The sequence below is a fragment of the Limibacterium fermenti genome (assembly GCF_041902845.1).
GTDB classification, from domain to species: domain Bacteria; phylum Bacteroidota; class Bacteroidia; order Bacteroidales; family Dysgonomonadaceae; genus Limibacterium; species Limibacterium fermenti.
The window spans coordinates 1,094,339-1,115,802 of sequence record NZ_CP159486.1 but is presented as its reverse complement, the minus strand read 5'-3'; the positions used below and the strand labels follow the sequence as shown (position 1 = coordinate 1,115,802).

Genomic DNA, 21,464 nt, shown 5'->3' with positions numbered 1-21,464 from the left:
TTATTTTTTTTTAGAAGAGAGAGGGGGGCGATTCCATAGTAAAAGAATTAGAAGCGAAAAACTGAAAGTCCGCTATATTGAAAAAAAGAACTACCCTAAATGAGTAGTTCTCCGTAACTTTGCATCAATAAACGTTTAGAAACTTCATCTTCCATATTCATATCTATTTACTGTAGTTCCAGCTCCACGACAAAATCAATTGCATCAGTCGCTTCACTCACGTTCAAGGCAATACCGCTGGGCACGACGGTATATTCGACGTTCTTTTTGCCGATAAACGTTTTGGCCGATCGAATAGTCTTCCCCGGTACCGGTAAAAAAAGCACCTCATCTTCCTTTTGAAGGATATGCACATACAACCTGTCCGCTTTTTGCGTGGTCACGCCCCAATGACGGGGAGCAACCGGCCCGCCGCGCGTACCGTAAATTGTCTCGCCGTACTGCTCGAGCCATTTCCCGATGGCCCGGAAGCGTTCCATGGCCGCAGCAGGAAACTCGCCATCGGGTTGCGGCCCTACATTCATCAACAAGTTCGCGTTATTTCCGGCTGCCTTCACCAGATAATGAATCAATTCTTTTTCCGATTTATAAGCGGTATCGGTCATACGGTATCCCCACGATTTATTCATTGTTTCACAGGTTTCCAACGGGAGACTGCTGATCGTGGACGAGGCCGAATAGCCAGCGGTATTCTGGCCCGGCAGGTCTCGTTCGAAAGTCTGGCCGTCTTCCCCTTCAAACGGCGTGAGGTGATGGTTGTTGATGATCATGCAAGCAGGCTGTAAACGATGGATCTGCGCATAGAGTTCGTCCAAACGCCAGTCGAACCCAGGATTCTGATCCTGATCCCATACCCCGTCGAACCAGATAGCTCCGATCTCGCCGTAACCGGTAAGCAATTCGGTGAGTTGGTCGAGCATGAATTGATGATAGGCCGGCCATTCACCGGTCAACGTGCGGCTGGCTTCGCGACCGGTACGCCCCACGGGATTATAGTCGGTTCGGTACCAATCGACCAGCGAATAGTAAAAATGCAACCGGATGCCCTGCCTGTGACACTCATCCGCCAGCTCTTTGAGAATGTCGCGCCCGAACGGTGTCGCATCGACAATATTATAAGGCGACTTCTTCGTGTCGAACATCGAAAAGCCGTCGTGATGCCGCGAGGTAATGCAGAGGTACTTTGCCCCGGCGGCCTTTACATCGGCTACCCACCGGGCCGCATCGAATTTGGAGGGATAAAATCCTCCGGCGAGTTTCGCATATTCCCGATAAGGAAGATTCTTGTTATTCATTACCCATTCGCCGTCGGCAAGCATACTGTAAAGTCCCCAATGAATGAATACACCGAACTTCCGGTCGCGGAAATCTTCGCGGTTCCGGAGGTTCTCTGTTGTCGGGACATAACCCTTTTGTGCCGGCAGTACGACGCTGACACAAAGAAATAAAAGGAGGAAATAAACAGGTTTCATAACGCCATTCATTTATTCGATTCTACATAATGAAGCAGCCGAACAACTTCGTCGGGATTATCAAAATCGACTTTCTGTTGTTTGGTATATGCTTTTATCGCTTCTTTTTTATCTTTATAGATCTTCCTTAACTGATTAAGAGACGAGAAACTCTTCCACTCCCCTCCATGACCGATCCGGTAAACCGTATAAGGCTTCACTTTGTACTCATCGGGCAATTTCAAGTCATAGACTCGTCCATCGGCTAACCAGGAGGAATAACTCTCTACGGAGGACGTTTGCGAAGTGCCTCCATAGGCCGCAGGTTTGCCGGGCGGAATAAGCTTGCATTTATACTCGACCAGTAACCGGGTATCTTCATTCACCTCGATCCATTCCATAAACGTTTGATCGATGCGGACAAAACGACTGTCCCCTATGAAAACCGTATCGATTTGCGGTAAGACTTGCTTGCCGATCGCCAAAAGGGAACCGTGATTGTTAAAGACGATCTCTTCAGACAATGAATTGTAGTTCAATAACGTTTCGTTACGGGCGCCGTTTTTCATCAGCACGGTGCCTTGACGGAATTCGGGAAACACATAATGCGATAGCCGCTGTGCATGCTGTGCCTGCGCAAAAGCGACCATAAAAAGGAAACAGACGGATAGTAAAGGTTTCATTATAAAATACATTCGTGACAAAAGTTTGCGATAAAGGTAAAAAATAAATTACAAATTGGCAAATTTACTAATTAGCGAATTAGCGAATTAGCGAATTAGCAGATTAGCAAATTAGCAAATTAGCGACTGAAGACCGGAGACCGGAGACTGATGACCGGAGAACCTTACACCACGACTCTCCTCTTACATAAACCGATCGAACACCTCACGGTATCCCTCCGCCATAATCTCCCAAGAATAATGCGTACGCGTATATTCCCTTCCCTGTTGCGAGAGTTGGCGTAAGCGCGGCTTATCGTTGAAGAGTTCTATAATCTTATCGGCCCATGCCTGCGCCTTTCCGCTCGGCAACAGATAGCCGTTATGCCCGTCGATAACCGCATCGGTAATCCCTTTGAGTTCGGAGGCCAACACAAACGTCCCGCACATGCTCGCTTCCAAGGCAACCAATCCGAACCCTTCGATATCGCCCGGCACGACGATATTGGGCATCACAAACAGGTCGGACATCGCCGTCAAATCCAACAAATCGGTATAAGGGACATTGCCCAAATGATGCACGTTGGGATGCAAGGCCAACTGCTCGAGGATGTCCTGCGAGTCGGACTCCACGCCCAACATCAACTGTATCTTATTATGCATTGTCGAAGATAAGGAAGATAACACTTTTTCGGCAACCGGCATTTCCTGCTTCAGCGATCCGATCATCAAAAAGACTACATTCTCCGGCAATAACGGCATCACGTTTTTGATAAACCAGGAAAAACCTTTCCTTTTCACCGACCGGCCGATGGTCACCAGCACATTCTTCCCCGCGACATCCACGCCCTGTTTTTCTTTCAATTTGTCAACTATCCGAGCGTCGAACGACCGATCGGCAATGGAATGATCCACGCCGTTGCGCACCGTAAACGTGCTCTCTTCGCGAAAGCCCCTGTCGAGGCATTCCTGTCGCGTGGAATCGCTCACACAGATAGCGCCGTCATAAGCGGTTAAACGAGAGATTATCTTATGCTGATACAAGTCGAGGGGAAAAGTGATATCCAGCCCATGGTAGGTTACGAGCACCGGAACGTGCGTATATTTCTGCAACCACAGGCAGGCGGCGCCCATCGATCCGTCGTTGAGATGAATGAGTTTGATGCCGGGATGCTCTTTGAGTTTCTGCTGAATTTTCGACTTGAGGCTCTGAAACCACAATAGTTTGTTTTCGTTGTCTTCGTAGGCGATTTTATGCACCGTGTAATACTTTTCCAACCCCTTTATCAGCTCATAGCTTTGGCGCTCCATGCCGCCGATATGAGGCGGATATTTATGTGTCACGCAAAGGATCTCCGTCATTTCCGTATTTTTATTTGTTTTGTCTTCATTATCATCAGCGAGAAAACACCCGCTATCAGCACCCAAAATAACTGTCGCGCCCTTCGCATGATGGAAACCACCAGCCAGACTTCATTGCTCACCACGCCAATGGCTTCGAGCATGACTTTGTTGCCGAGCTCTTCAATACCCAACTGTCCCGGAACGACGGCGCCTATCATCTTAAATAAAACGACCCCCATTTCTACCGAGACGGCATCGGCCAACGACACTCCGACCCCCAAAGCATTGAGGACAATATAAAACTCCATGGCGCCAAACACCCATTGCAGGACGGATAAAAGCGAGGCGCCTATGAATTTGTTCCGGTGCTGACGGATGTACACCGACAACGCCTTGTTAACGGAATAGCACGATTCGATAAACTTATCGGAAAAGAGGCCCCATTTGGTTACCCGCCTCATCTTCTCCATCAGTTTTCCGAAATACAAGTTACGATGCATCAGAAACATTACCAGCACAGTCGCTATAAGAGCCAATACCGCAACGCCGGCCAGAATAACGAAAGCCGATTGCCCGCTGTTTATCTTACCGATGGATAGAAAAAGCACCGATAAAACGATGAGAAAGATACTCGATAAGATAGCTAACGCGCGATAAAGGAGAAGGGAACTGAAAATGGTGTCTTCTTTCACGCCTTTCCGATGCAGGCAAGCCGCTTTAAGGCCGTCTCCGGCTATTACGCCCGTGGGATTGAAGGCGCCCAGCATTTCACCTACATGACGAAAGATAAAAATATCGACAAACGAGACTTTCTTCATTTCGTCACCCAGACATAACATCCAGGCAAACGATGCGGAAAGATAGCCCAAAAACGATACGAGCAGCACCCGGAGCATCATTTCCGGCATTTCGCGCAAGTACTTCAGCAGCACTCGAAAATCAATCCCCGAAATAAAGCGCGCAATGAAAAGGCCCACTATAAGCAACAGCCCGATAATGAAATAATGCCGGTATTTTTTTACGAACGCTATCCAATGATTCATTTATCTTTTTCGCGTTATATACCGGACAGCTACAGCGGGGCTCCCGTATTGATTTTATTGAAAATATCTTCCACTAAACCGTTATAAGTTTAAATGCGCCTTGATAAAGGACAACATAACCGCGTTTGTTTTGTACGCTTTATCCCATAACAGACCCGAAGAAACTATCCGGAATAAAACGCCTTCGGACGGCAAAGGTACTATTTTTCCATTAAAGTTGCAATGCGTCGGACAGAGCAAAACTCCTCAGATATGCCTTATTCAATTTGATATAATGGTCGAAGGCCTCCATATTGCCGGTTTGGAGGGTGTCGATATCAAATTGCTTGTTTTTCAAATCCTTCAGACTTCCCATGCCCGCTTTTTCGAACAAAGCGATGAGCTCAGGATACTTTGCCTCATCCAAATTCATAAAAGCGCTGAGGCGATCTATTTTCCAATAGCTGATATCGCGCCCCGTAAGCCCGGTTATCTGCTTGAGGCGCTCGCCTTCGGGAGAACTGTTATGGGTGATGAACAGGAAGGTAATAATGATAAAGCGGTCGTCGATTATACGGGCTACCAGATAACCCACTTTTATGTCGTGCAACAAATAGGGAAGCAGATAATATCCCTTGTACCGGTAGACTTGCTTAATGGATACCGTATTATTCCACAAAGTGTAATTGAGGGCGTATTGGTCGAGGATGTCGAGCCGCTCTTGCAGGCGCTTCAGGGCATGAGACTGGATATACACTCCGAGCTGCTCCGAAGGCCCATGATAGGAATCTCCAAGCAAATGCGCATCGATATTGGTCCAATTGATGGAATGATGGATGGTGCCCGTGCCCATGGCATACACCGGGCGGGGGAAATCGTGTATGTGGAGGATTTGTTTATTCGGTGGAAAAGCAAATACATCGACGGTCAATTTCACCCGGTTTCCTCCCACGGAGTTTGCCAACGAGGGGGTGAGATCGAGGGCGAAATACTTATGCTCCGGATTGCTCATCTGCGTAAGGATCTTTAGATGATCGAGCAAAAAACATTGCAAGAAAGCATCTTCACCTTTTCCGCTCACATCGGAATATCTTTTCAGCAAATCGTCATCCAGCAGCCCGTTCAGATGGTCTTTTTTGGCCAACTCGTACCTCGTTTTCAAATAACAATTCAATAGAAGGAGTTGGTAATGGCTTATCTTGATCTTTTCGTAGGGAATGACTTTCTGATGAAGTAATTCGCGTGTTTTAGCGTCAATATGATGAAGTTCGACACCGGTAACGAACTCGTTTCCTTTGGCGGGAGAGGTAAACAGATATTTCAGGGAAAACATTCTATGCCTGATATCGGCAGGATAATACGACATCCGGTCGGAAGTGTTCAATAAATCGAGCATTTTCTGCATTTCAGCGAGGAAGACCTTATAAGGGCCTTTCGACGATTGGGCTTCGTGATGGTTTTTCTTCGTTTTCGTTGTCATTGTACTCCTGTTTTAAGGAAAAAAGCCGGGGTAGCCGTACATGGCGGCGCCCCAGCTATTCGTTAAAAAAATCATGCCTTGGTTTTTTCCTTTGACTTGTCATCGGAATGGCCCTCACGATTAGCGATGATATTGCGGTATTTGGTAACACGCTCGTTGAGTTGGCGGGCATAGGCGGCATACGCCGTTTCGCCTTCGATCAACATCAATGCGTCAAGACGCTTTATCATAGCCCGGTATGCTCTATCGACTTCGTGGCGCACCTCATGCACTTTCAGTAAGGTTTTGGCGGCAGCCTCGTCATATTGCCTATCCTCGACCTCCTTCACCGCTTTGTTGCGCTTCTCGAGTTCGTCCACCCACGCCGTGAGTCCCGTTTTGACCAAATCGTCGGCACGGTTGGTGCGCAACTCTTCGATCAATTCGGTGGTTTTCGACGTTTGGTCTTTTACCGGAAGCGGAGCGAGATTACCGTAATGATCCAATACCACTTTAATCCGTTCGCCCGCAGCGCGGACTTCAGGATCGAAATGGCGAACGGCGCTCCAATCGGAGCGAACCATACCGCTGAACAGCTCGTCGCGGTCATGATCTTTCTCGTCTCTTTCTTTGGCAAACAGACTTTTCGAAATCTTTTCGAGGGCTATCCGTTCATCATCGTGCCACTTGGTCAGATCCGCAAAGCCTGCCTCGAGTTTAAGGGTTACCGGATCAGACGCTGTGGTCAAATCACATATTTCCGTCATAAACTCGCTGTGAGCATGATTGGTCAGATAACTTAACTTTAAATTTAAAATATCCATTGTCTTTTACAATTATATTTTACAAATCACCGTGGCTACCGACACGTCGGCAAGTTTCATTTACACGTTAAAGTACCTTGCCGACTTGTCGGCAGGAGGTTTTTTCCCTTTAGAAAGGCTTGCCGAGCAGTCGGCAAGTAGTTTTCAGCCATGAGAAACCGTTACCGACCGCTCGGTAACGCATTTTAAAGGTTGGGAAGGGATTGCCGACGGGTCGGCGATGCATTTTCATGCAAGGATACGGTCTACCGACAGGTCGGCAGGCATGTCCAAAACAATATACCAGGATTTATGAATCGATAACAACAGCCACATAGGTCAAAAAAATGAAACTTGTTGCGCAATTCTTTTGCGTAGCGATGGTAAAGGTACGAATATTTTTCGCAACCCGTGCAAAAAATAGTGGAAGAATTTTTACCCGGCCAAATCACAAAAATCAGACAGGCGGATAAATGCAAAACAAACGGCGGCGCTTTACTCAAGCTCAATAGGATTATACGGCAAAGGCGGTACATTATCGACCTGCCCCATCAGTTCCGTCAAATGCTTTTTCGAATATCCGACTACATCGTCCATGAATTCTTTATATAAACGGTTTAGTTCTTGCCGGGTGGTAATTTGATAATTCAAACGATGTATCGCAATAGCTTCCGGTTTTGCCAACTGCTGAATGCCGGTACATTCGAACAGTATTTGCAGTTTGCTATCCGACACTTTCAATATCAATCCGGGCAATCCATGAAATTTCCACGGTCCCTCGCCGATGGGAATGCTGCTTGCAAACCACGCTTCATACTGTCTTCCCCTGAAAAAGGCGGTCGCTTTCCGGCAGGGAATATAAAAAACCGTGGAGGTGTCTGTTGTTAACGTCCAATCGATTACGGGCATTTCTTCCTTGTACATAAAATTAGTTCCCAAATCGAATTCATTCCCGATATCCGTCACCGTCATCTGCCCTTCAGGATGATTTTTAAAAATCTCGAAAGAACAGACACCTATGTTATCGGATAGATACGTTGATTCTATAAACTTTTGACTGAAATATTTGGATGTCTTTCTTCCGATAAGTAATGTTTGTACATCCGGTTGAGTATAAATATCCGGCTTGAGCGTATCGCGCACAAAAGTAAACCGGTAGGATACCTTCAAGGCTGCAGAATCAATCGTTTCAGCGAAATTGATAATCGGCGCTTTTTCCAACGAGGAAGGATCGAGATATTGGGCGGAAGCCAATAAACTACTGCCGATAAAAGCCAATACTAAAATTATTTTTCGCCTATTCATATTATTTATTATTCAAGTTTCGTAAGTCTTATGGTTGCAGACGCCTATAATTTACTTGCAAAAATTAAGTTAAATCTTTAAGTTAGAAGTAGATTTATAGTACGATATCTCAACGCATTTCTATTCGATTTCAATCGGATTATAGGGACGTGGCGGAAGATAATCGACCTGCCCCATCACTTGCGTTAAATATTTTTTGGCATAGCCCAACGGATCGGCCAATAATTCTTTATAACGGTTACTCAACTCTTCCCGCGTGATATATTGATATTCCAATCCATACCATAAAATGGGTTTAGGTTTTGTCAACTGTTCATGCCCTGTATATTCAAATATTACTTGACGTTTGCTATCCCACACTTTTAGAATTAAGCCCGGTAATCCATGAAATTTCCACGGGCGTTCGCTCACCGGGATCGCTTTTGTAAACCATGCTTCATAATCTCTTCCCCGGAAGGTTGTGGTCGCTTTCCGGCAGGGATAGCCAAGAATTACACAGGTGTCGGGTGTCAATTTCCAATCCATAACCGGCATCTTTTCGTCATATTGGAAGTTAGCGCCAAGAAAGAAATCGTTTCCGATATCCGTAACGGTTAAACGATCTTTTTCGGGAGATTTCTTAAATATCTCGAATGAACAAGCTCCTTCTATATCGCTGAAAAAAATTTTCTGTTCCGTTTTATCTACGAGTTGCTGGCTGAAGTATTTGGATATTTTTTTGCCTATCAGTAACGTTTGTTCATCAGGTTTTGTATACACATCCGGTTTGAGCGTACCGCAGACAAACGTAAATCGATAAGTAACTTCCATTGTAGCCGTATCCAACGTTATATCTAATTTCCTAAATGTGACGGGATCGATATATTGTGCAAAAGCGAGGATTTGGCAACCAATAAAGCACATCGTTAAAATTATTTTCTTACTATTCATATTCTTAAATCTTTCAATGATCAATTTATTTTATGCTTGGCATACAACTTTATATGCCCAACCACTCGGCCTGCAAGTTCCTTGATGAGACATTAACTTGTCGCTAGTCGAGAAGTCATTTAAACAATTCATATAGCAGGAATTAATTAAACTCTCATTATTCTATAATAATTATCATGCTTGAAAAATAATTATATAACATGACCTGCTTATAAATTTTTAGGATCAATATCAGGGGATAGCAGTATTCAATAAGTCTATTATCAACTAGACTGACCAAACGGTTCATGAGAAAATGTCCCGAAAGGAGTAAAATGTTAGAACATATCAGACAACAATTGCCCCGTCGGGGCAGGCATGTCCAAAACAATATACCAGGATTTATGAATCGATAACAACAGCCACATAGGTCAAAAAAATGAAACTTGTTGCGCAATTCGTTTGCGTAGCGACGATAAAGGTACGAATATTTTTCGCAACCTGTGCAAAAAAATACTGTTTTTCATTTATGATAATCTCCACTGGAATTTAGTGACGTAGCTTAATCTCGATATCCGGATTAACAAATAATAAGGCATTGATAACATCCTCTTTGTTTTTAGGAGAAACTAAAACATTGTCATATTTACCGAACCGGATTTCCAGACGATCGAAAGAAGCGGCGGGCGAACTAAGCATGTTATCCGTCTCGGAGATACTCTTGATGGTATGAATATCGATATACAAATTAGTTAAAAAACCGCATTTCACATTCAATAGGGTACCTGAAACAATATATTTTATCGAAAAGAAAATGTACGCCGTAACTATCACACAAAGTGCAAAAACAAGAAGAGCCGCCCAATGAAATCCATTGCTGAACACCAAATAACCTGTAAATCCGAAGATGATAACCAAGAAAATTACTATCCCCGCCTCAATTTTAGATCGATATACTTTTATCATTTTTTATTCTTTTATTTTTGTCTGCCTCCGCTTTCCGTCGAATAGCGCGGCGAGCTTGTGTGCCAATAACAAATTCAGTACCACCGCCGCAAAACCGATAATGGTACACAATATAATTTCTTTCCAAGTAAATAAATCGTATACAACGATAAACCGGAACGCCCAAACAGAATAAACCAATGCCAACAAGGTGGTATAGATACCGGGAATATAGCGGCGAAAGGCGATCCATTGCAACAAATGCACGAGGAGGTGGACGGAAAAACCCATAAATACTCCCAGCCACAACCAATAACAGTCAAAAACAACCGACAAGACCGTGACCACGCTCAACAAAACAAATTCTTCCGCCACAGCCAATACGAAACCTTCGGTGGATAAATGTCCTACCCGCACCAGTAAAAAGGTTGATACTTTGGGATATTTTTGCGATAGGAACACTTTGTTTTTATGCAGCCATTGCCTGAAAAAGAGGATTTCTTCAAACTCATGGAGCATAAAGACAACCGGCAGCAACCAAAGGATTATAGTAAAACTTTCGCCCATTAATTTTCAAATTCAAATGTCCTTACATTATAAATTCTATTGCTCCGCCTACCGTCCTCCGTCTGAAAGGCTAATTCAATTCTTTCGTTATCAAGAAACCAAACCTTTTTATACCAAGAGATTGATGATACGGATCGAGAATAGTCATTTAAAGGAAAAGGGCTGAATTCTTCCAACTTATACGTCCTTTTAGCCTCCCCTTTTTCGTTATAGACGACAAAAACATTCACGCCATATCCCTTTGAGTGCCAATTATCAAAAGAGGCAACGATAGAACCGTCATCGGCAACAATTGCATATACCGGACTAATATCATTTAAAAATACTTTTTCCCATAGCAACACGCTATCGGCATCGTGAAACCGGTATAATTTGCCGGTACAGGGAATCAACATTGTATCTTGCGGCAAAATATTCCGCATAAATTTTTCCTTTCTCCGTAAAAAACGTGCCGTTTGTGGATGTTTATTACTCTTATAATAATGCCATTGCAAATATTTCTCGGGAAGTATCCTTGGAGTAACGACCAATTTGTATTCCTTGTTCTGTGAATAATAGGTAAGCACACGCGGGTCATCCCAAGTATCAGCTTTTACAACAGGGGAAATGAAAATAGCTCCAAGCAACAAAACATAGGGTATATGCCGTAAAATTTGTTTCATTTTATTCTATTTTCTTTTCATTCTCATCCCACATTCAGATTTGCATCGGGCAATTCGATTTGCAATTTCACTTTGGCTTTCAAAGCCGTAAATACTTTTATCAACGTATTCATTGTTACATTGCCTGCATTATTTTCAAGCCTTGAAATCTGGGCCTTTTGGACACCGATAAGTTCCCCGAGTTCCTCTTGGGTGAGCTTACTCGCGACCCTCACCTGCTTAATCGCTTTTCCGATCAAATCCATTTGAAGTTCATATTCAAAAAGATCACGGTCGGGAGTTCCTTTTTCACCGATTAAGCGGTCTTGTACCTCATCTAATGTATATTCTGTCATATTTTTTGTCTCGTTATTGTTTTTTACGAAAATATTCAATCCGGCACTGAATCGCTTTTTGAATTTCTTTTTCAGGGACTTTTTGTTGTTTTTTTATGAACGCATGCGTACAAATTACCAATGTTTTCTTATCATCAATTTTATCCCAAAAAGCAAGAAGTCGATAGTGTAACCCTTGATACAAAGTCCTGAATTCCCAGATATCGTCTTGTAACTTTTTAAAAAGTTCCGGATTATTTTCTACTTGTGCTTTACGAATGTTATAAAGTATCTTTTCAGAATGTTTACGTTCTAACCTTTGCAAAAAATCAAAAGCCTCATCCAGAAATATAATTTCAAAATGTATATTCATTTTAACTATTCAACGAAGCAAAGATACAAAAAGTTTCATTATAACGAAACCATATTGCATGCTTTAATCCTTTATCGCTTCTTTCTCCTTTCTCATAAAGCACATCCGGCAGACATCGGCCGAAGCGAAAGTAACCGGCCTTACAAATTGCACACGATGCCGTTCGGGATCGATGCCGTTTATCCAACCCAAATCCATGCGGCATAATATAGGCTGTAAACCGGTTCGGCCCAACACTCGAAGCGTTTCGTGGAAAAGGCATCTTTTTATATGGAGGATATATCCATAGGAGTCATCCATCAACCGTTCGAAGTCAAAACTATCGCCGAAATACGTTGCTTCGCGTTCCTTCGAAGCGGCTACCAGCGTATCGAAAGGATCGGCGGAATAATCGAGCAACAGCCTTGTCCCTTCGACTAAATACTTCCGCAACGGCTTATTGATGCAACGGTCTGTCAATACAAACGCTTCTTCCTGCGATAGGCCTTGTTCCAGAAACAGCTCATAAACAGACACCGTAATCAATACAAAATACACATTGCCTTTATCGAGATCGTTGCAAATGAGCGATTGCACCTTCGGCAGAAGCGCTTCGAATTTCTTTTGGTAAAGGATGGCAAACGTGTCCAACCGATCAGTTTCCAGTATTTTTTCATCGCGCAGATACTCAAAAACGCCTTGTTCTATCAACCGGTAATTGTCCAACGGGGAAGAGGCGCTTTTATCGTAGTCAAATATTTCTTTATCCATAATCGTCCGTACATAATTTATTTACGGCAAAGTTACGGCAGGACGAGGAAGAAAAAATTGACAAAAGGCAACTTCCGCTTACCGCCGTTTTTTCCGCAAGCGACTCAACGAGTAACGGGTAATGCCCATCAGGGAAGAAAGGTCTTTTTGTTTGGTTCGTTGGATATAATCAGGATGGGTGAACAATGCGTCGTAACGCTCTTCGGCCGATTGCGTTTGAAAAGAACGGACGACACCGGTAAGTTTCAGGATAATTTGTTGCTGTGTGTACAAGAGGAATTCCTTCCACCAATCGTATCGTGAAAGCAAGAATTCCATATCGGTTTTAGTTATCTGCAATAGCTCCGCATCTTCCGTCGCCACGATGCGGTAACGGGATGCCGTGCCGTTTGTGTAACTTTCCAATTCCGTAAAGAAATAGTTTTCGAAAGCAAACCAGGCGGTGTGCTCTTCGCCGTCTTCCAAAAAGAAGACCCTCAGCGCTCCGGAGTCGACGAAATAATAATGACGGCATACGGAATGAAAATCCAGCAGGACTTCATTTTTCGAGAGTAGTCTTTGCCGGAAGCAGCGTTCCAACTCCGCCGGATCTATACGGATATCGACTCTTTTTATTTCTCTTATCAAGTTTTCCGTCATAGAATCAATTGCTTGTAATTAAAGACCTAAACTCTTTCTGATAAGATTTAAATCGATAGATACGTATTCCGATTTATCATAAATGGCGACAAAAATAATTTTCTCATTTTCAGTATTAAAAATAATTTCATAGGTAATGACACGTCCCCCGCTTCTTTTTCCTTTATTTTTGGAACTTATAGAGAAGCGTATTTTCCTAAAGCCTCCTCCTAATTCAATTCCTTGTTCAGGATTTTCAATAATACTTTGCTGTAGTTTCAGAATATCAGATCTAATAGAAGCATACTTTTTTGCAAGAGCTTTGAGTTCTTTGGCAAAATCATCCGTTATTTCAAAACTATAGTTCATTCAGCAGTTCATTTAACGATTTGCCCTTTCTAATTCCGGCAGCTATTTCTTTTGCTTCATGGGCAGAACGGTTTAATCTACCTAAAAAGGCCTTTTCTTTAGCCGTCAATTGGGCCTCTTCTTTTTCGGAAACAACAAGTTCCAACCCTAATTTTTCAGCGATGTCGATTAATAATTCCACATCTTTTTCATTTCCCTTCTTGAGCGTTAAAGTAATCATATCCTTCTAGTTTTATACCGGCAAATATACTGCTTTTTTCAATATGCCGGATAATGATTATTTATGGATATGTGATTCGGAATTTATTGAATGATTTCATCTCTTTTCCTTTTCAATCTGGCAGGCTCTTCTTGTGCTTTTTGATTTTCTTTATCGCCCAATCATAGTGGCTTGAAGTGGAAGAAACGCAATAACTTCCTAAACTGGTCGATCCCGTCCATGAAAAATAGTTGTTGGTAAATAATTGTTCGTTTGAGAAAGAGCCGATAAGCTCCATCGATTCGGCATGGCTTTGCCGGAGGAGTTTCACCGCCTCCGCCAAAGAAGTCTGTTGATGTTTTTTCCAAAATTCGACATTCATTTGGGGGTATGTTTTCCAATTATACGGTTCCGGGAGGAAGTTCATCTTCCGTCCCGCCTGATTGGAGCGGATCCATTGCAGCAACAACCGGTGCCACTCGTAAAGATGAATCAACACATCGCGGACATTTTTATCCCGGTCTTCAAAACCAAACGGCGTTTCTTGTTGCTCCGCGGTCATGGAACCGATAAGAGCGAATAACGTATGGAAATTTTCTTCGCTATACTGTAATAACTGTTCTTTTGTAGTCGGTCTTGCCATATAGTACGGTTTTATTTTAATTTTAGAATGCGGACTAATTCACATTCCAAATTCAAAAGCTATATCCGGGTGAGCATATGTTCCTCCATACCTGCCCGCCATTGCCTTCAGTCCGATAGCATTCGTCTTCGCGATCCACTCTTTTACACTTAACTTATAACTATTCAAACCGGCTTGACTTTTAATTATGGCGAATTCGCCATAATTAAAATCCGGATTATAAACAGATTCCCAAACACCTAAATATTCTACGGTATTTCTGTTACGTAGCCAATCGGAGATGAAAAAATCTCCGTCCTTAGCTTTTAGCATATCTGTAAGGGAAATAAAATCTTTTCCTTCCTCAATAAGGATGGTTATCTCTTTACCCTCGACTTCTATTTTCTTGTTCTTCGTCATATTATTTTTTGGCCGGCTTATCAATGAAAACAATTCTCTTAACTTATTGAATTCTTCCGAGCAACTTATTCTATTCATCAAAATGAACCAACATATCCTCAGAATCCCTTGCCCGGCTTAAAAACTTGTGCTTATAACCGGCACCCCACCGCTCCATTTCCTCGAGAATCGGGATAAGCCCGCGGCCGGCATCCGTCAGCCGGTACTCCACTTTCAGGGGGAGCACGGGATATACTTTTTTCTCCAGCACCCCCATCTTCTCCAACTCGCCCAATTGTTTGGTCAGCACTCTTTTCGGTGCGACGGCAATCGTCCGCTGCAAATCACACGGACGGCATACCCCTTTGTCGATCTCCGATATCAGCCATGCGTTCCAACTCGACGACAAAATATCAATGGCAATGCGCACCGGACAATCGGCATAGTCCATCGGATTTTTCTTTATATACATAAAAACATCTCTTTTTTCCCACTTGCAAAGTTAGGATTTTCTCTGAAAATGAGAAATAATTAATAACTTGCGAAGCCCCATCAAGCAAGTAAACCACAAGTTATCTTGGATACGACTCCAATGCAAAGTACGGTTCCGGTTTGCTCGTAATGAAATACTTGGTTCCTATGAGACCTTATAGAAGATTATCATTGTTTAAAGCATCCGGGCTTGATGAGGCTTTTATTTATTCACAAGTTAAAACTATGGCAAAGAAAGCGAAAAAAATCAAGACAGGCAAGGGATTGAAATTGGAAATCGTGAATCCCAATTCGGCGGGTATCGATGTTTCTTCCACCGAAATGCAAGTATGTGTCCCGGAAGAGCGGGATGGAGAAAACAACCGCCGCTTCGGCACGTTTACGCAAGATTTACACCTTATATCGGATTGGCTTAAAGCCTGTGGCATTGAAACCGTCGCCATGGAATCCACGGGGGTGTATTGGGTCCAACTCTACATGATACTGGAATCGGATGGATTCGATGTGTTGCTGGTCAACGCCAAGGCCATCAAAAATATCAGTGAAAAGAAGACCGACCGGGTAGATGCCGAAACCATCATGGTCTTGCATAGTTACGGGCTTCTGAGAGCCAGTTTCCAACCCCAGAACCATGCCCGGCGCATCCGCAATGTATCGCGCCACCGTGACGGGTTGTTGAAAGCTTCTTCGCGGGAAGTGCTCCACATGCAAAAGGCCATGGAATTGATGAACATCAAATTGGGCAATGTCATCAGCGATATTTTGGGAAAATCGGGACAGGAGATTATTCGCGCCATTCTGGCCGGGGAACGCGATGCCCGAAAACTATCGGCTTTGGCCGATCCCCGATGCAAATCTCCCAAAGAAACCATCGCCAAATCCCTGCAGGCCAATTGGGACGAAGACCTGCTGTTCATGCTCAAACAAAGCTATGAACTGTATGTATATTACCAAAACCTGATGAAGGATTGTGACAAGCAGATAGAGGGCATCCTGCAGGAGTATCTCAAAGACGTTAAACCCGAAGAAACTTCCAAGCCGGAGCAAAGGGCGAAAAAAGCAAAAGCTCAAAAGAATGCCGTCACGATAGATATCGAAAAGCACGCGATCCGATTATGGGGTGTCAACGCGATGCGCATACCGGGTGTCAGTGAAGCGGCCCTGTTGCGGTTGGCCGGTGAGCTGGGACACGATTTTACCGATAAGTTTGACTCATACAAACAGTTTTGTTGTTGGTGTAATCTCACACCCAACAACAAAATATCGGGAGGAAAACTCCAGTCCAGCAAAATTCCAAAGCGGAAGAATCCTGTTGGACAAATCCTGCGTTCTTCGGCAAACTCCCTGAAAACAAGTAAAACGCCCTTAGGATATTACTTCCGGCGTATACAGGCAAAAAGCGGTTACTTGCCGGCTATTATCGCTACTGCGAACAAATTGGGGAGGATACTCTATACAATGGTTAAATACAAGGTCGAGTTTGATGACTCTTTTACCCAAACGAGCGAAACCGAGATACTTAGAAGAAAATTGATTAAGACCCAAAGAACCCTCGAAAAACTTCAAAATCAAATCAAAGAATGCGGATGAAATGGTTTGTTATATAGAAGATAAGCATTTATTACTCACACGGCGATAAATTCATCACCCCATGAACAAAAAATCCGTTATTGTCCAATCGATTACAACGCCGTATCTTTGCGCCAAACAACACGCAATTATATGGATCAACAGCCAATCACCGTCAGGGGAGCGAAAGAGAACAATCTGAAAAATGTATCGTTACGCATCCCCAAAAAGAAGATTACCGTTTTTACCGGCGTATCCGGATCGGGGAAGACCTCGCTGGTGTTCGAGACCATCGCAGCCGAATCACAACGGCTGTTGAACGAAACGTACGACAGTTTTATCCGCCACCGCCTGCAACAATACGGCAAACCCGATGTCGAAAGCATTGCGAACCTACCGGTTTCGATTATGGTCAATCAAAAAAAGATACAAGGCAACGCGCGTTCCACCGTAGGCACGGTCACCGATATTTACGCCTTGCTCCGGGTACTGTTTTCACGGATAGGACACCCGTTTGTGGGGCATTCGACGCTCTTCTCGTTCAACAATCCGCAAGGGATGTGCCCCGTGTGCGAGGGATTGGGCAAAACCAATGTGGTGGATATCGACGAGTTGATCGATAAAGACAAATCATTGAACGAAGGCGCAATTCACTTTCCGACCTTCGAGCCGGGCGGATGGCGGTGGACACGCTATGCGTACTCTGGATTATTCGATAACGATAAAAAGATACGCGACTACTCGTCGGAAGAATGGCGCAATCTACTATATGCCGACGGGATAAAACTGACCGATGCCGATCCGCGTTTCCCCAAAACAGGAATCTACGAAGGAATAATCCCCCGCTTCGAACGAAGTTTCCTGAAGAAAGAATCGAAGGAGATCGGCGGTAAAAATGCCGCCCGTTATCGCGAAGTCGTTCACCAAGGCCCCTGCCCGGCTTGTCATGGGGCGCGACTCAATCCTCAGGTATTGGCGTGCAAAATAAACGGGAAAAACATTGCCGAATGTTGCGCGATGCAAATCGATGATCTGCGCACATTCATTTCCACACTTCAAAACGAGTCGGTGGCGCCATTACTCGAAGCGATACGAGCCAATCTGGATCATCTGATTGCCATCGGACTCGGATATTTAAGTTTGCACCGCGAAACGGCGTCGTTATCGGGCGGCGAATCGCAACGGATCAAACTCGTGCGCCACGTGGGAAGCAGCCTCTCCGACCTTTTATATGTGTTTGACGAGCCGAGCGTAGGGCTGCATCCGCACGACGTGCACAAACTCAACCGGCTGCTTATGGAACTGCGCGACAAAGGCAATACGGTCGTTATCATCGAGCACGATCCCGACGTGATCGCTATTGCCGACCATATCGTCGATATGGGCCCCGGCGCCGGTGAAAAAGGCGGCCGCGTGATTTACGAAGGGGATTATGCGGGATTACTGAAAGCGCAAACGCCTACCGCCCGCTATTTGAATCAGAAGAGATCTCTCAAAACACATTATAGACAAGCGGCGGGACATCTCACCCTTCGCGGTGCTTCGTTGCACAACCTGAAAAACCTATCGCTGCAAATACCGACAGAAGTGGTAACGGTCATTACCGGTGTTGCGGGATCGGGAAAGAGTTCGCTTATCCAATCACTCATTCAACAGCATCCGGATATTGTAGTCGTCGATCAAAGTGCTTTACGCGGCAGTAAACGTTCGAATGTAGCCACTTATACAGGGATATCGGATTATATACGCACGCTGTTCGCACAAGCTAACCGCGTCAAAGCGTCGTTATTCAGCCGCAATTCCGAAGGCGCCTGCCCCGAGTGTAAAGGCACCGGCATACTGACGACCGACCTGGCTTTTCTCGATGCGGTGGAAGTGCGTTGCGAACATTGCCACGGCAGCGGATACAAACCCGAAGTGGCTCAATATAAACTAAAAGGGAAGCGCATTACCGATATCATGGCGATGACGGTAAGCGAAGCGCACGCATTTTTCGACGAGCCGGAGATCACCCGCCCGCTTACCCGCTTGTGTGAAGTGGGATTGGAATATCTAACGCTCGGACAATCGCTGGACACGTTTTCAGGCGGCGAGCGCCAGCGGTTGAAGTTGGCCGCCGAACTCGGCAAGCGTGGAAACGGCTATGTGTTTGATGAACCGACCACAGGATTACACGGGGCGGACATTTCCAAACTCACCGCTTTGTTTGATAAACTGGCGGACCTTAAAAACACGGTCGTGATCGTCGAGCATAACATGGACGTGCTCCTTCGTGCCGATTGGATCATCGATATGGGCCCCGGCGCCGGCAAAGACGGCGGCGAGATTATCTTCGAAGGGATTCCGTCCGATCTGCTCAACAAAAGACATTCCTTAACCGGACAGCATCTGAAAAAATATGTACGCGATATCCTTCATTCCTCTTCCGGTGTCGATGCCATCCGCAGAGCTTCCTTATGATGATTCGCGTGAATACCTATATGTCCGATCCCCAGTAACACAGCGAAGAGCATCATACAACCCACTTTTCCATACACTCCGAGAAGCAGGAATGCGGCGACAGGTAATACGGCAAGAGGAAGCGGAATACTCAGGAAAGGGCCGTAAAAGTCTTTCAATGTATGCTTTCCGGTAAAATACCGTATCCAACAAACCTCATACAATAACATACATCCGAAGGAGACGATCAACCATACGCTCCACGCGGAGAACGGAGCAAGATTGAAGTCGGTAAAAACCAACGCACAAGCCGTAACGCCGACTTGTCCCGCACGCTCAAGTAAAACCGGTATCTTTTTCTCTTTATCTTTTATCCGCTCGTATCCCGCCGGTTGATGCGCTGCCCAAAAAACATTCGGAATAAATAACATCAATAGATACATCAATCCGACATAAGAGAAGCCGAAATGTCCCGCCATATTATCGCTTTTGTTGTTCTGATTTTTTATTGCTCAAAGATAGTAAATAATGGACAATGGAAAATGCATAATGGATGATGAGGAAAACCACCCCCTTGCCCATACAGTTCAAAATAATTCTTTACCTTTGTGCATTCATAAAACAATCAAATTCTTAGATGCATCATGTTCGATAACAGCAATCGCGCTTTTATAGCCCTAAACGATGACGCGGAAGTGTGCCTGACGCCTAAAATGGCCAACCGCCACGGATTGATTACCGGCGCTACCGGAACCGGAAAGACCGTTACCTTGCAAACTTTGTCGGAAACATTCAGCGAAATGGGCGTTCCCGTTTTCGCCGCCGATATGAAAGGCGACCTTTCGGGCGTAGCAAAAGCCGGAGGAAATAAAGACAGCGTAACCAAACGGGTGGAAGACTATCAATTGGCCGAAAAGGGTTTCGAATACAAAAAGTTCCCCGTCCGCTTCTGGGATATCTTCGGGGAGCAGGGGCACCCCATCCGCACGACGGTTACCGAAATGGGGCCGCTACTGCTCGAACGGTTATTACAATTGAATGAAACGCAGGGGGCCGTCCTGTCGATGGTGTTTAAGATTGCCGATGATAACCAACTCTTGCTCATCGACCTGAAAGATTTGCAGAAAATGATTCAATATGTGGGTGATAACCGTAAGGAATTCACTACCGAATACGGAAATATTTCGCCGGCAAGCATCGGGGCCATTCAACGCGCCTTGTTGCGCCTCGAAAGCGAAGGGGCCGATAAGTTTTTCGGCGAACCCGAACTGGTCATTACCGATTTTATTCAAACGGAACAGGGAAAAGGGGTCATTAACATCCTTGCCGCCGACAAGCTGATGAACTCTCCGCGCGTCTATACGACTTTCCTGCTATGGCTGCTCGACGACCTGTTTGAAAACCTGCCCGAAGTGGGCGACATGGATAAGCCGAAACTGGTTTTCTTTTTCGATGAAGCGCATATGCTTTTCAACGATATGCCCAAATCGCTGCTCGAAAAAGTGGAACAGATCGTACGCCTGATCCGCTCGAAAGGGGTCGGCATTTATTTTGTCACTCAAAATCCCGCCGATATACCGGAAACGATTCTCGGGCAACTCGGCAACCGAGTGCAACACGCCTTGCGGGCTTATACACCCAACGATCAAAAAGCGGTGCGCGTGGCCGCCAATACCTTCCGCGCCAATCCGGCCTTCGACACCTCCGAAGCGATTACCCAACTCTCCACCGGGGAAGCATTGGTCTCGTTCCTCGACGAAAAAGGCGCGCCACAAATGGTTCAACGGGCTTTTGTGCTCCCTCCGCAAGGACAAATCGGCCCCATCACTCCCGCGGAACGCGACCAAATCAACCGCGAATCGCTGATCTACGGGGTATATGAAAAACTGATCGACCGCGAGTCGGCTTTCGAGATATTGTCTCAAAAACAGAACCTTCATGCCGAAGAACGCCGTAAAGCCGAAGAAGAGAAAGAACGGATAAAACAACAGAAAGAGGGCGAAAAGGCTGCCCGTGAAGCGGAAAAAGCGCAACGGGCCGAAGCGCGCCGCAAGAAAGAAGAGCGCGGCATCATCGGCGAACTCATCGAGCAGGTGGGCCGTAGCGCCACACGGCAAATGACGAACCAATTGGGACGAAACATCACGCGGAGCATCTTCGGCGCTTTCTTCGGAAAGAAAAGATAAGCCTG

The 21,464-nt window shown here is 45.0% G+C and carries 23 protein-coding genes and 1 pseudogene; 3 read left to right on the top strand and 21 right to left on the bottom strand.

Translation table 11 applies throughout. The annotated features are described in order from the left end of the window. Nucleotides 1–167 precede the first annotated feature (167 nt). The 20 genes and pseudogenes from ABNK31_RS05160 to ABNK31_RS05065 form a co-directional block, all read right to left on the bottom strand. Complete coding sequence (locus tag ABNK31_RS05160) at nt 168–1,472, bottom strand: alpha-L-fucosidase (protein ID WP_418894642.1); 1,305 nt, start codon at nt 1,470–1,472, stop codon at nt 168–170. An 8-nt stretch (nt 1,473–1,480) separates the two neighbouring features. Further along, entirely contained in the window at nt 1,481–2,134 is a 654-nt protein-coding gene (locus ABNK31_RS05155) for a hypothetical protein (protein WP_418894641.1), read from the bottom strand. Nucleotides 2,135–2,317: 183 nt separating this feature from the next. Then, entirely contained in the window at nt 2,318–3,475 is a 1,158-nt protein-coding gene (locus ABNK31_RS05150; protein ID WP_321579362.1) for a glycosyltransferase family 4 protein, read from the bottom strand. Continuing rightward, the gene (locus tag ABNK31_RS05145; protein ID WP_418894640.1) at nt 3,472–4,500 is read right to left on the bottom strand and encodes a lysylphosphatidylglycerol synthase transmembrane domain-containing protein; all 1,029 of its coding nucleotides are present in this window, start codon (nt 4,498–4,500) and stop codon (nt 3,472–3,474) included. The genes ABNK31_RS05150 and ABNK31_RS05145 overlap by 4 nt, the downstream gene beginning before the upstream one ends. A 211-nt stretch (nt 4,501–4,711) precedes the next feature. Further along, nucleotides 4,712–5,959, bottom strand: a complete 1,248-nt coding sequence (locus tag ABNK31_RS05140) for a hypothetical protein (protein WP_418894639.1) — start codon at nt 5,957–5,959, stop codon at nt 4,712–4,714. Between the two features lie 71 nt (nt 5,960–6,030). Further along, nucleotides 6,031–6,762 (bottom strand): DUF6261 family protein, encoded by a 732-nt coding sequence (locus ABNK31_RS05135; protein WP_418894638.1) that lies wholly within the window; start codon nt 6,760–6,762, stop codon nt 6,031–6,033. 474 nt (nt 6,763–7,236) lie between these two features. After that, complete coding sequence (locus ABNK31_RS05130) at nt 7,237–8,046, bottom strand: GLPGLI family protein (RefSeq protein ID WP_418894637.1); 810 nt, start codon at nt 8,044–8,046, stop codon at nt 7,237–7,239. A gap of 120 nt (nt 8,047–8,166) precedes the next feature. After that, nucleotides 8,167–8,976 (bottom strand): GLPGLI family protein, encoded by an 810-nt coding sequence (locus ABNK31_RS05125; protein WP_418894636.1) that lies wholly within the window; start codon nt 8,974–8,976, stop codon nt 8,167–8,169. 528 nt (nt 8,977–9,504) lie between these two features. Further along, a complete protein-coding gene (locus tag ABNK31_RS05120) occupies nt 9,505–9,921 on the bottom strand; it encodes a PH domain-containing protein (RefSeq protein ID WP_418894635.1) in 417 nt (138 codons plus the stop codon). Nucleotides 9,922–9,924: 3 nt separating this feature from the next. Then, entirely contained in the window at nt 9,925–10,467 is a 543-nt protein-coding gene (locus ABNK31_RS05115; protein WP_418894634.1) for an HXXEE domain-containing protein, read from the bottom strand. After that, nucleotides 10,467–11,129 carry a hypothetical protein gene (locus tag ABNK31_RS05110; RefSeq protein ID WP_418894633.1) on the bottom strand — a complete coding sequence of 221 codons (663 nt, stop codon included), beginning with the start codon at nt 11,127–11,129 and terminating at the stop codon, nt 10,467–10,469. Before ABNK31_RS05110 ends, ABNK31_RS05115 begins: the two co-directional genes overlap by 1 nt. A gap of 23 nt (nt 11,130–11,152) precedes the next feature. Further along, nucleotides 11,153–11,464 (bottom strand): helix-turn-helix domain-containing protein, encoded by a 312-nt coding sequence (locus ABNK31_RS05105; protein WP_418894632.1) that lies wholly within the window; start codon nt 11,462–11,464, stop codon nt 11,153–11,155. A gap of 13 nt (nt 11,465–11,477) precedes the next feature. Continuing rightward, nucleotides 11,478–11,816, bottom strand: coding sequence for a type II toxin-antitoxin system RelE/ParE family toxin (locus tag ABNK31_RS05100; RefSeq protein ID WP_418894631.1), 339 nt, complete (start codon nt 11,814–11,816; stop codon nt 11,478–11,480). A 63-nt stretch (nt 11,817–11,879) separates the two neighbouring features. Continuing rightward, the gene (locus ABNK31_RS05095; RefSeq protein ID WP_418894630.1) at nt 11,880–12,566 is read right to left on the bottom strand and encodes an L-2-amino-thiazoline-4-carboxylic acid hydrolase; all 687 of its coding nucleotides are present in this window, start codon (nt 12,564–12,566) and stop codon (nt 11,880–11,882) included. Between the two features lie 78 nt (nt 12,567–12,644). Then, complete coding sequence (locus ABNK31_RS05090; RefSeq protein WP_418894629.1) at nt 12,645–13,205, bottom strand: Crp/Fnr family transcriptional regulator; 561 nt, start codon at nt 13,203–13,205, stop codon at nt 12,645–12,647. Between the two features lie 18 nt (nt 13,206–13,223). After that, nucleotides 13,224–13,553, bottom strand: coding sequence for a type II toxin-antitoxin system RelE/ParE family toxin (locus ABNK31_RS05085; protein WP_418894628.1), 330 nt, complete (start codon nt 13,551–13,553; stop codon nt 13,224–13,226). Further along, nucleotides 13,543–13,773: a hypothetical protein gene (locus ABNK31_RS05080; protein ID WP_418894627.1), complete on the bottom strand. Its 231-nt coding sequence runs from the start codon at nt 13,771–13,773 to the stop codon at nt 13,543–13,545. The genes ABNK31_RS05085 and ABNK31_RS05080 overlap by 11 nt, the downstream gene beginning before the upstream one ends. Nucleotides 13,774–13,885: 112 nt before the next feature. Then, nucleotides 13,886–14,395: a ClbS/DfsB family four-helix bundle protein gene (locus ABNK31_RS05075; RefSeq protein ID WP_418894626.1), complete on the bottom strand. Its 510-nt coding sequence runs from the start codon at nt 14,393–14,395 to the stop codon at nt 13,886–13,888. A 42-nt stretch (nt 14,396–14,437) separates the two neighbouring features. Further along, nucleotides 14,438–14,794, bottom strand: a pseudogene (locus ABNK31_RS05070) (KilA-N domain-containing protein); the annotation flags it as partial. A gap of 70 nt (nt 14,795–14,864) precedes the next feature. Next, nucleotides 14,865–15,245 (bottom strand): winged helix-turn-helix transcriptional regulator, encoded by a 381-nt coding sequence (locus ABNK31_RS05065; protein WP_418894625.1) that lies wholly within the window; start codon nt 15,243–15,245, stop codon nt 14,865–14,867. Between the two features lie 245 nt (nt 15,246–15,490). Between ABNK31_RS05065 and ABNK31_RS05060 the strand changes: the two genes are divergently transcribed. Both ABNK31_RS05060 and ABNK31_RS05055 read left to right on the top strand, forming a co-directional pair. Then, nucleotides 15,491–16,855 (top strand): IS110 family transposase, encoded by a 1,365-nt coding sequence (locus ABNK31_RS05060; protein WP_418894624.1) that lies wholly within the window; start codon nt 15,491–15,493, stop codon nt 16,853–16,855. A 132-nt stretch (nt 16,856–16,987) separates the two neighbouring features. Next, nucleotides 16,988–19,294 carry an ATP-binding cassette domain-containing protein gene (locus tag ABNK31_RS05055; RefSeq protein WP_418894623.1) on the top strand — a complete coding sequence of 769 codons (2,307 nt, stop codon included), beginning with the start codon at nt 16,988–16,990 and terminating at the stop codon, nt 19,292–19,294. Here the strand turns inward: ABNK31_RS05055 and ABNK31_RS05050 are convergent. Beyond that, nucleotides 19,249–19,752, bottom strand: coding sequence for a hypothetical protein (locus ABNK31_RS05050; RefSeq protein ID WP_418894622.1), 504 nt, complete (start codon nt 19,750–19,752; stop codon nt 19,249–19,251). The genes ABNK31_RS05055 and ABNK31_RS05050 overlap by 46 nt on opposite strands. A 165-nt stretch (nt 19,753–19,917) precedes the next feature. Between ABNK31_RS05050 and ABNK31_RS05045 the strand changes: the two genes are divergently transcribed. Then, the gene (locus tag ABNK31_RS05045; protein WP_418894621.1) at nt 19,918–21,459 is read left to right on the top strand and encodes a helicase HerA-like domain-containing protein; all 1,542 of its coding nucleotides are present in this window, start codon (nt 19,918–19,920) and stop codon (nt 21,457–21,459) included. The last annotated feature ends 5 nt before the right edge of the window (nt 21,460–21,464 follow it).

Excerpts from the sequence above, each read along its gene's own strand:
- ABNK31_RS05160 (WP_418894642.1), bottom strand. The coding sequence starts at position 1,472 with ATGAAACCTGTTTATTTCCTCCTTTTATTTCTTTGTGTCAGCGTCGTA.
- ABNK31_RS05155 (WP_418894641.1), bottom strand. The coding sequence starts at position 2,134 with ATGAAACCTTTACTATCCGTCTGTTTCCTTTTTATGGTCGCTTTTGCG.
- ABNK31_RS05150 (WP_321579362.1), bottom strand. The coding sequence starts at position 3,475 with ATGACGGAGATCCTTTGCGTGACACATAAATATCCGCCTCATATCGGC.
- ABNK31_RS05145 (WP_418894640.1), bottom strand. The coding sequence starts at position 4,500 with ATGAATCATTGGATAGCGTTCGTAAAAAAATACCGGCATTATTTCATT.
- ABNK31_RS05140 (WP_418894639.1), bottom strand. The coding sequence starts at position 5,959 with ATGACAACGAAAACGAAGAAAAACCATCACGAAGCCCAATCGTCGAAA.
- ABNK31_RS05135 (WP_418894638.1), bottom strand. The coding sequence starts at position 6,762 with ATGGATATTTTAAATTTAAAGTTAAGTTATCTGACCAATCATGCTCAC.
- ABNK31_RS05130 (WP_418894637.1), bottom strand. The coding sequence starts at position 8,046 with ATGAATAGGCGAAAAATAATTTTAGTATTGGCTTTTATCGGCAGTAGT.
- ABNK31_RS05125 (WP_418894636.1), bottom strand. The coding sequence starts at position 8,976 with ATGAATAGTAAGAAAATAATTTTAACGATGTGCTTTATTGGTTGCCAA.
- ABNK31_RS05120 (WP_418894635.1), bottom strand. The coding sequence starts at position 9,921 with ATGATAAAAGTATATCGATCTAAAATTGAGGCGGGGATAGTAATTTTC.
- ABNK31_RS05115 (WP_418894634.1), bottom strand. The coding sequence starts at position 10,467 with ATGGGCGAAAGTTTTACTATAATCCTTTGGTTGCTGCCGGTTGTCTTT.
- ABNK31_RS05110 (WP_418894633.1), bottom strand. The coding sequence starts at position 11,129 with ATGAAACAAATTTTACGGCATATACCCTATGTTTTGTTGCTTGGAGCT.
- ABNK31_RS05105 (WP_418894632.1), bottom strand. The coding sequence starts at position 11,464 with ATGACAGAATATACATTAGATGAGGTACAAGACCGCTTAATCGGTGAA.
- ABNK31_RS05100 (WP_418894631.1), bottom strand. The coding sequence starts at position 11,816 with ATGAATATACATTTTGAAATTATATTTCTGGATGAGGCTTTTGATTTT.
- ABNK31_RS05095 (WP_418894630.1), bottom strand. The coding sequence starts at position 12,566 with ATGGATAAAGAAATATTTGACTACGATAAAAGCGCCTCTTCCCCGTTG.
- ABNK31_RS05090 (WP_418894629.1), bottom strand. The coding sequence starts at position 13,205 with ATGACGGAAAACTTGATAAGAGAAATAAAAAGAGTCGATATCCGTATA.
- ABNK31_RS05085 (WP_418894628.1), bottom strand. The coding sequence starts at position 13,553 with ATGAACTATAGTTTTGAAATAACGGATGATTTTGCCAAAGAACTCAAA.
- ABNK31_RS05080 (WP_418894627.1), bottom strand. The coding sequence starts at position 13,773 with ATGATTACTTTAACGCTCAAGAAGGGAAATGAAAAAGATGTGGAATTA.
- ABNK31_RS05075 (WP_418894626.1), bottom strand. The coding sequence starts at position 14,395 with ATGGCAAGACCGACTACAAAAGAACAGTTATTACAGTATAGCGAAGAA.
- ABNK31_RS05065 (WP_418894625.1), bottom strand. The coding sequence starts at position 15,245 with ATGTATATAAAGAAAAATCCGATGGACTATGCCGATTGTCCGGTGCGC.
- ABNK31_RS05060 (WP_418894624.1), top strand. The coding sequence starts at position 15,491 with ATGGCAAAGAAAGCGAAAAAAATCAAGACAGGCAAGGGATTGAAATTG.
- ABNK31_RS05055 (WP_418894623.1), top strand. The coding sequence starts at position 16,988 with ATGGATCAACAGCCAATCACCGTCAGGGGAGCGAAAGAGAACAATCTG.
- ABNK31_RS05050 (WP_418894622.1), bottom strand. The coding sequence starts at position 19,752 with ATGGCGGGACATTTCGGCTTCTCTTATGTCGGATTGATGTATCTATTG.
- ABNK31_RS05045 (WP_418894621.1), top strand. The coding sequence starts at position 19,918 with ATGTTCGATAACAGCAATCGCGCTTTTATAGCCCTAAACGATGACGCG.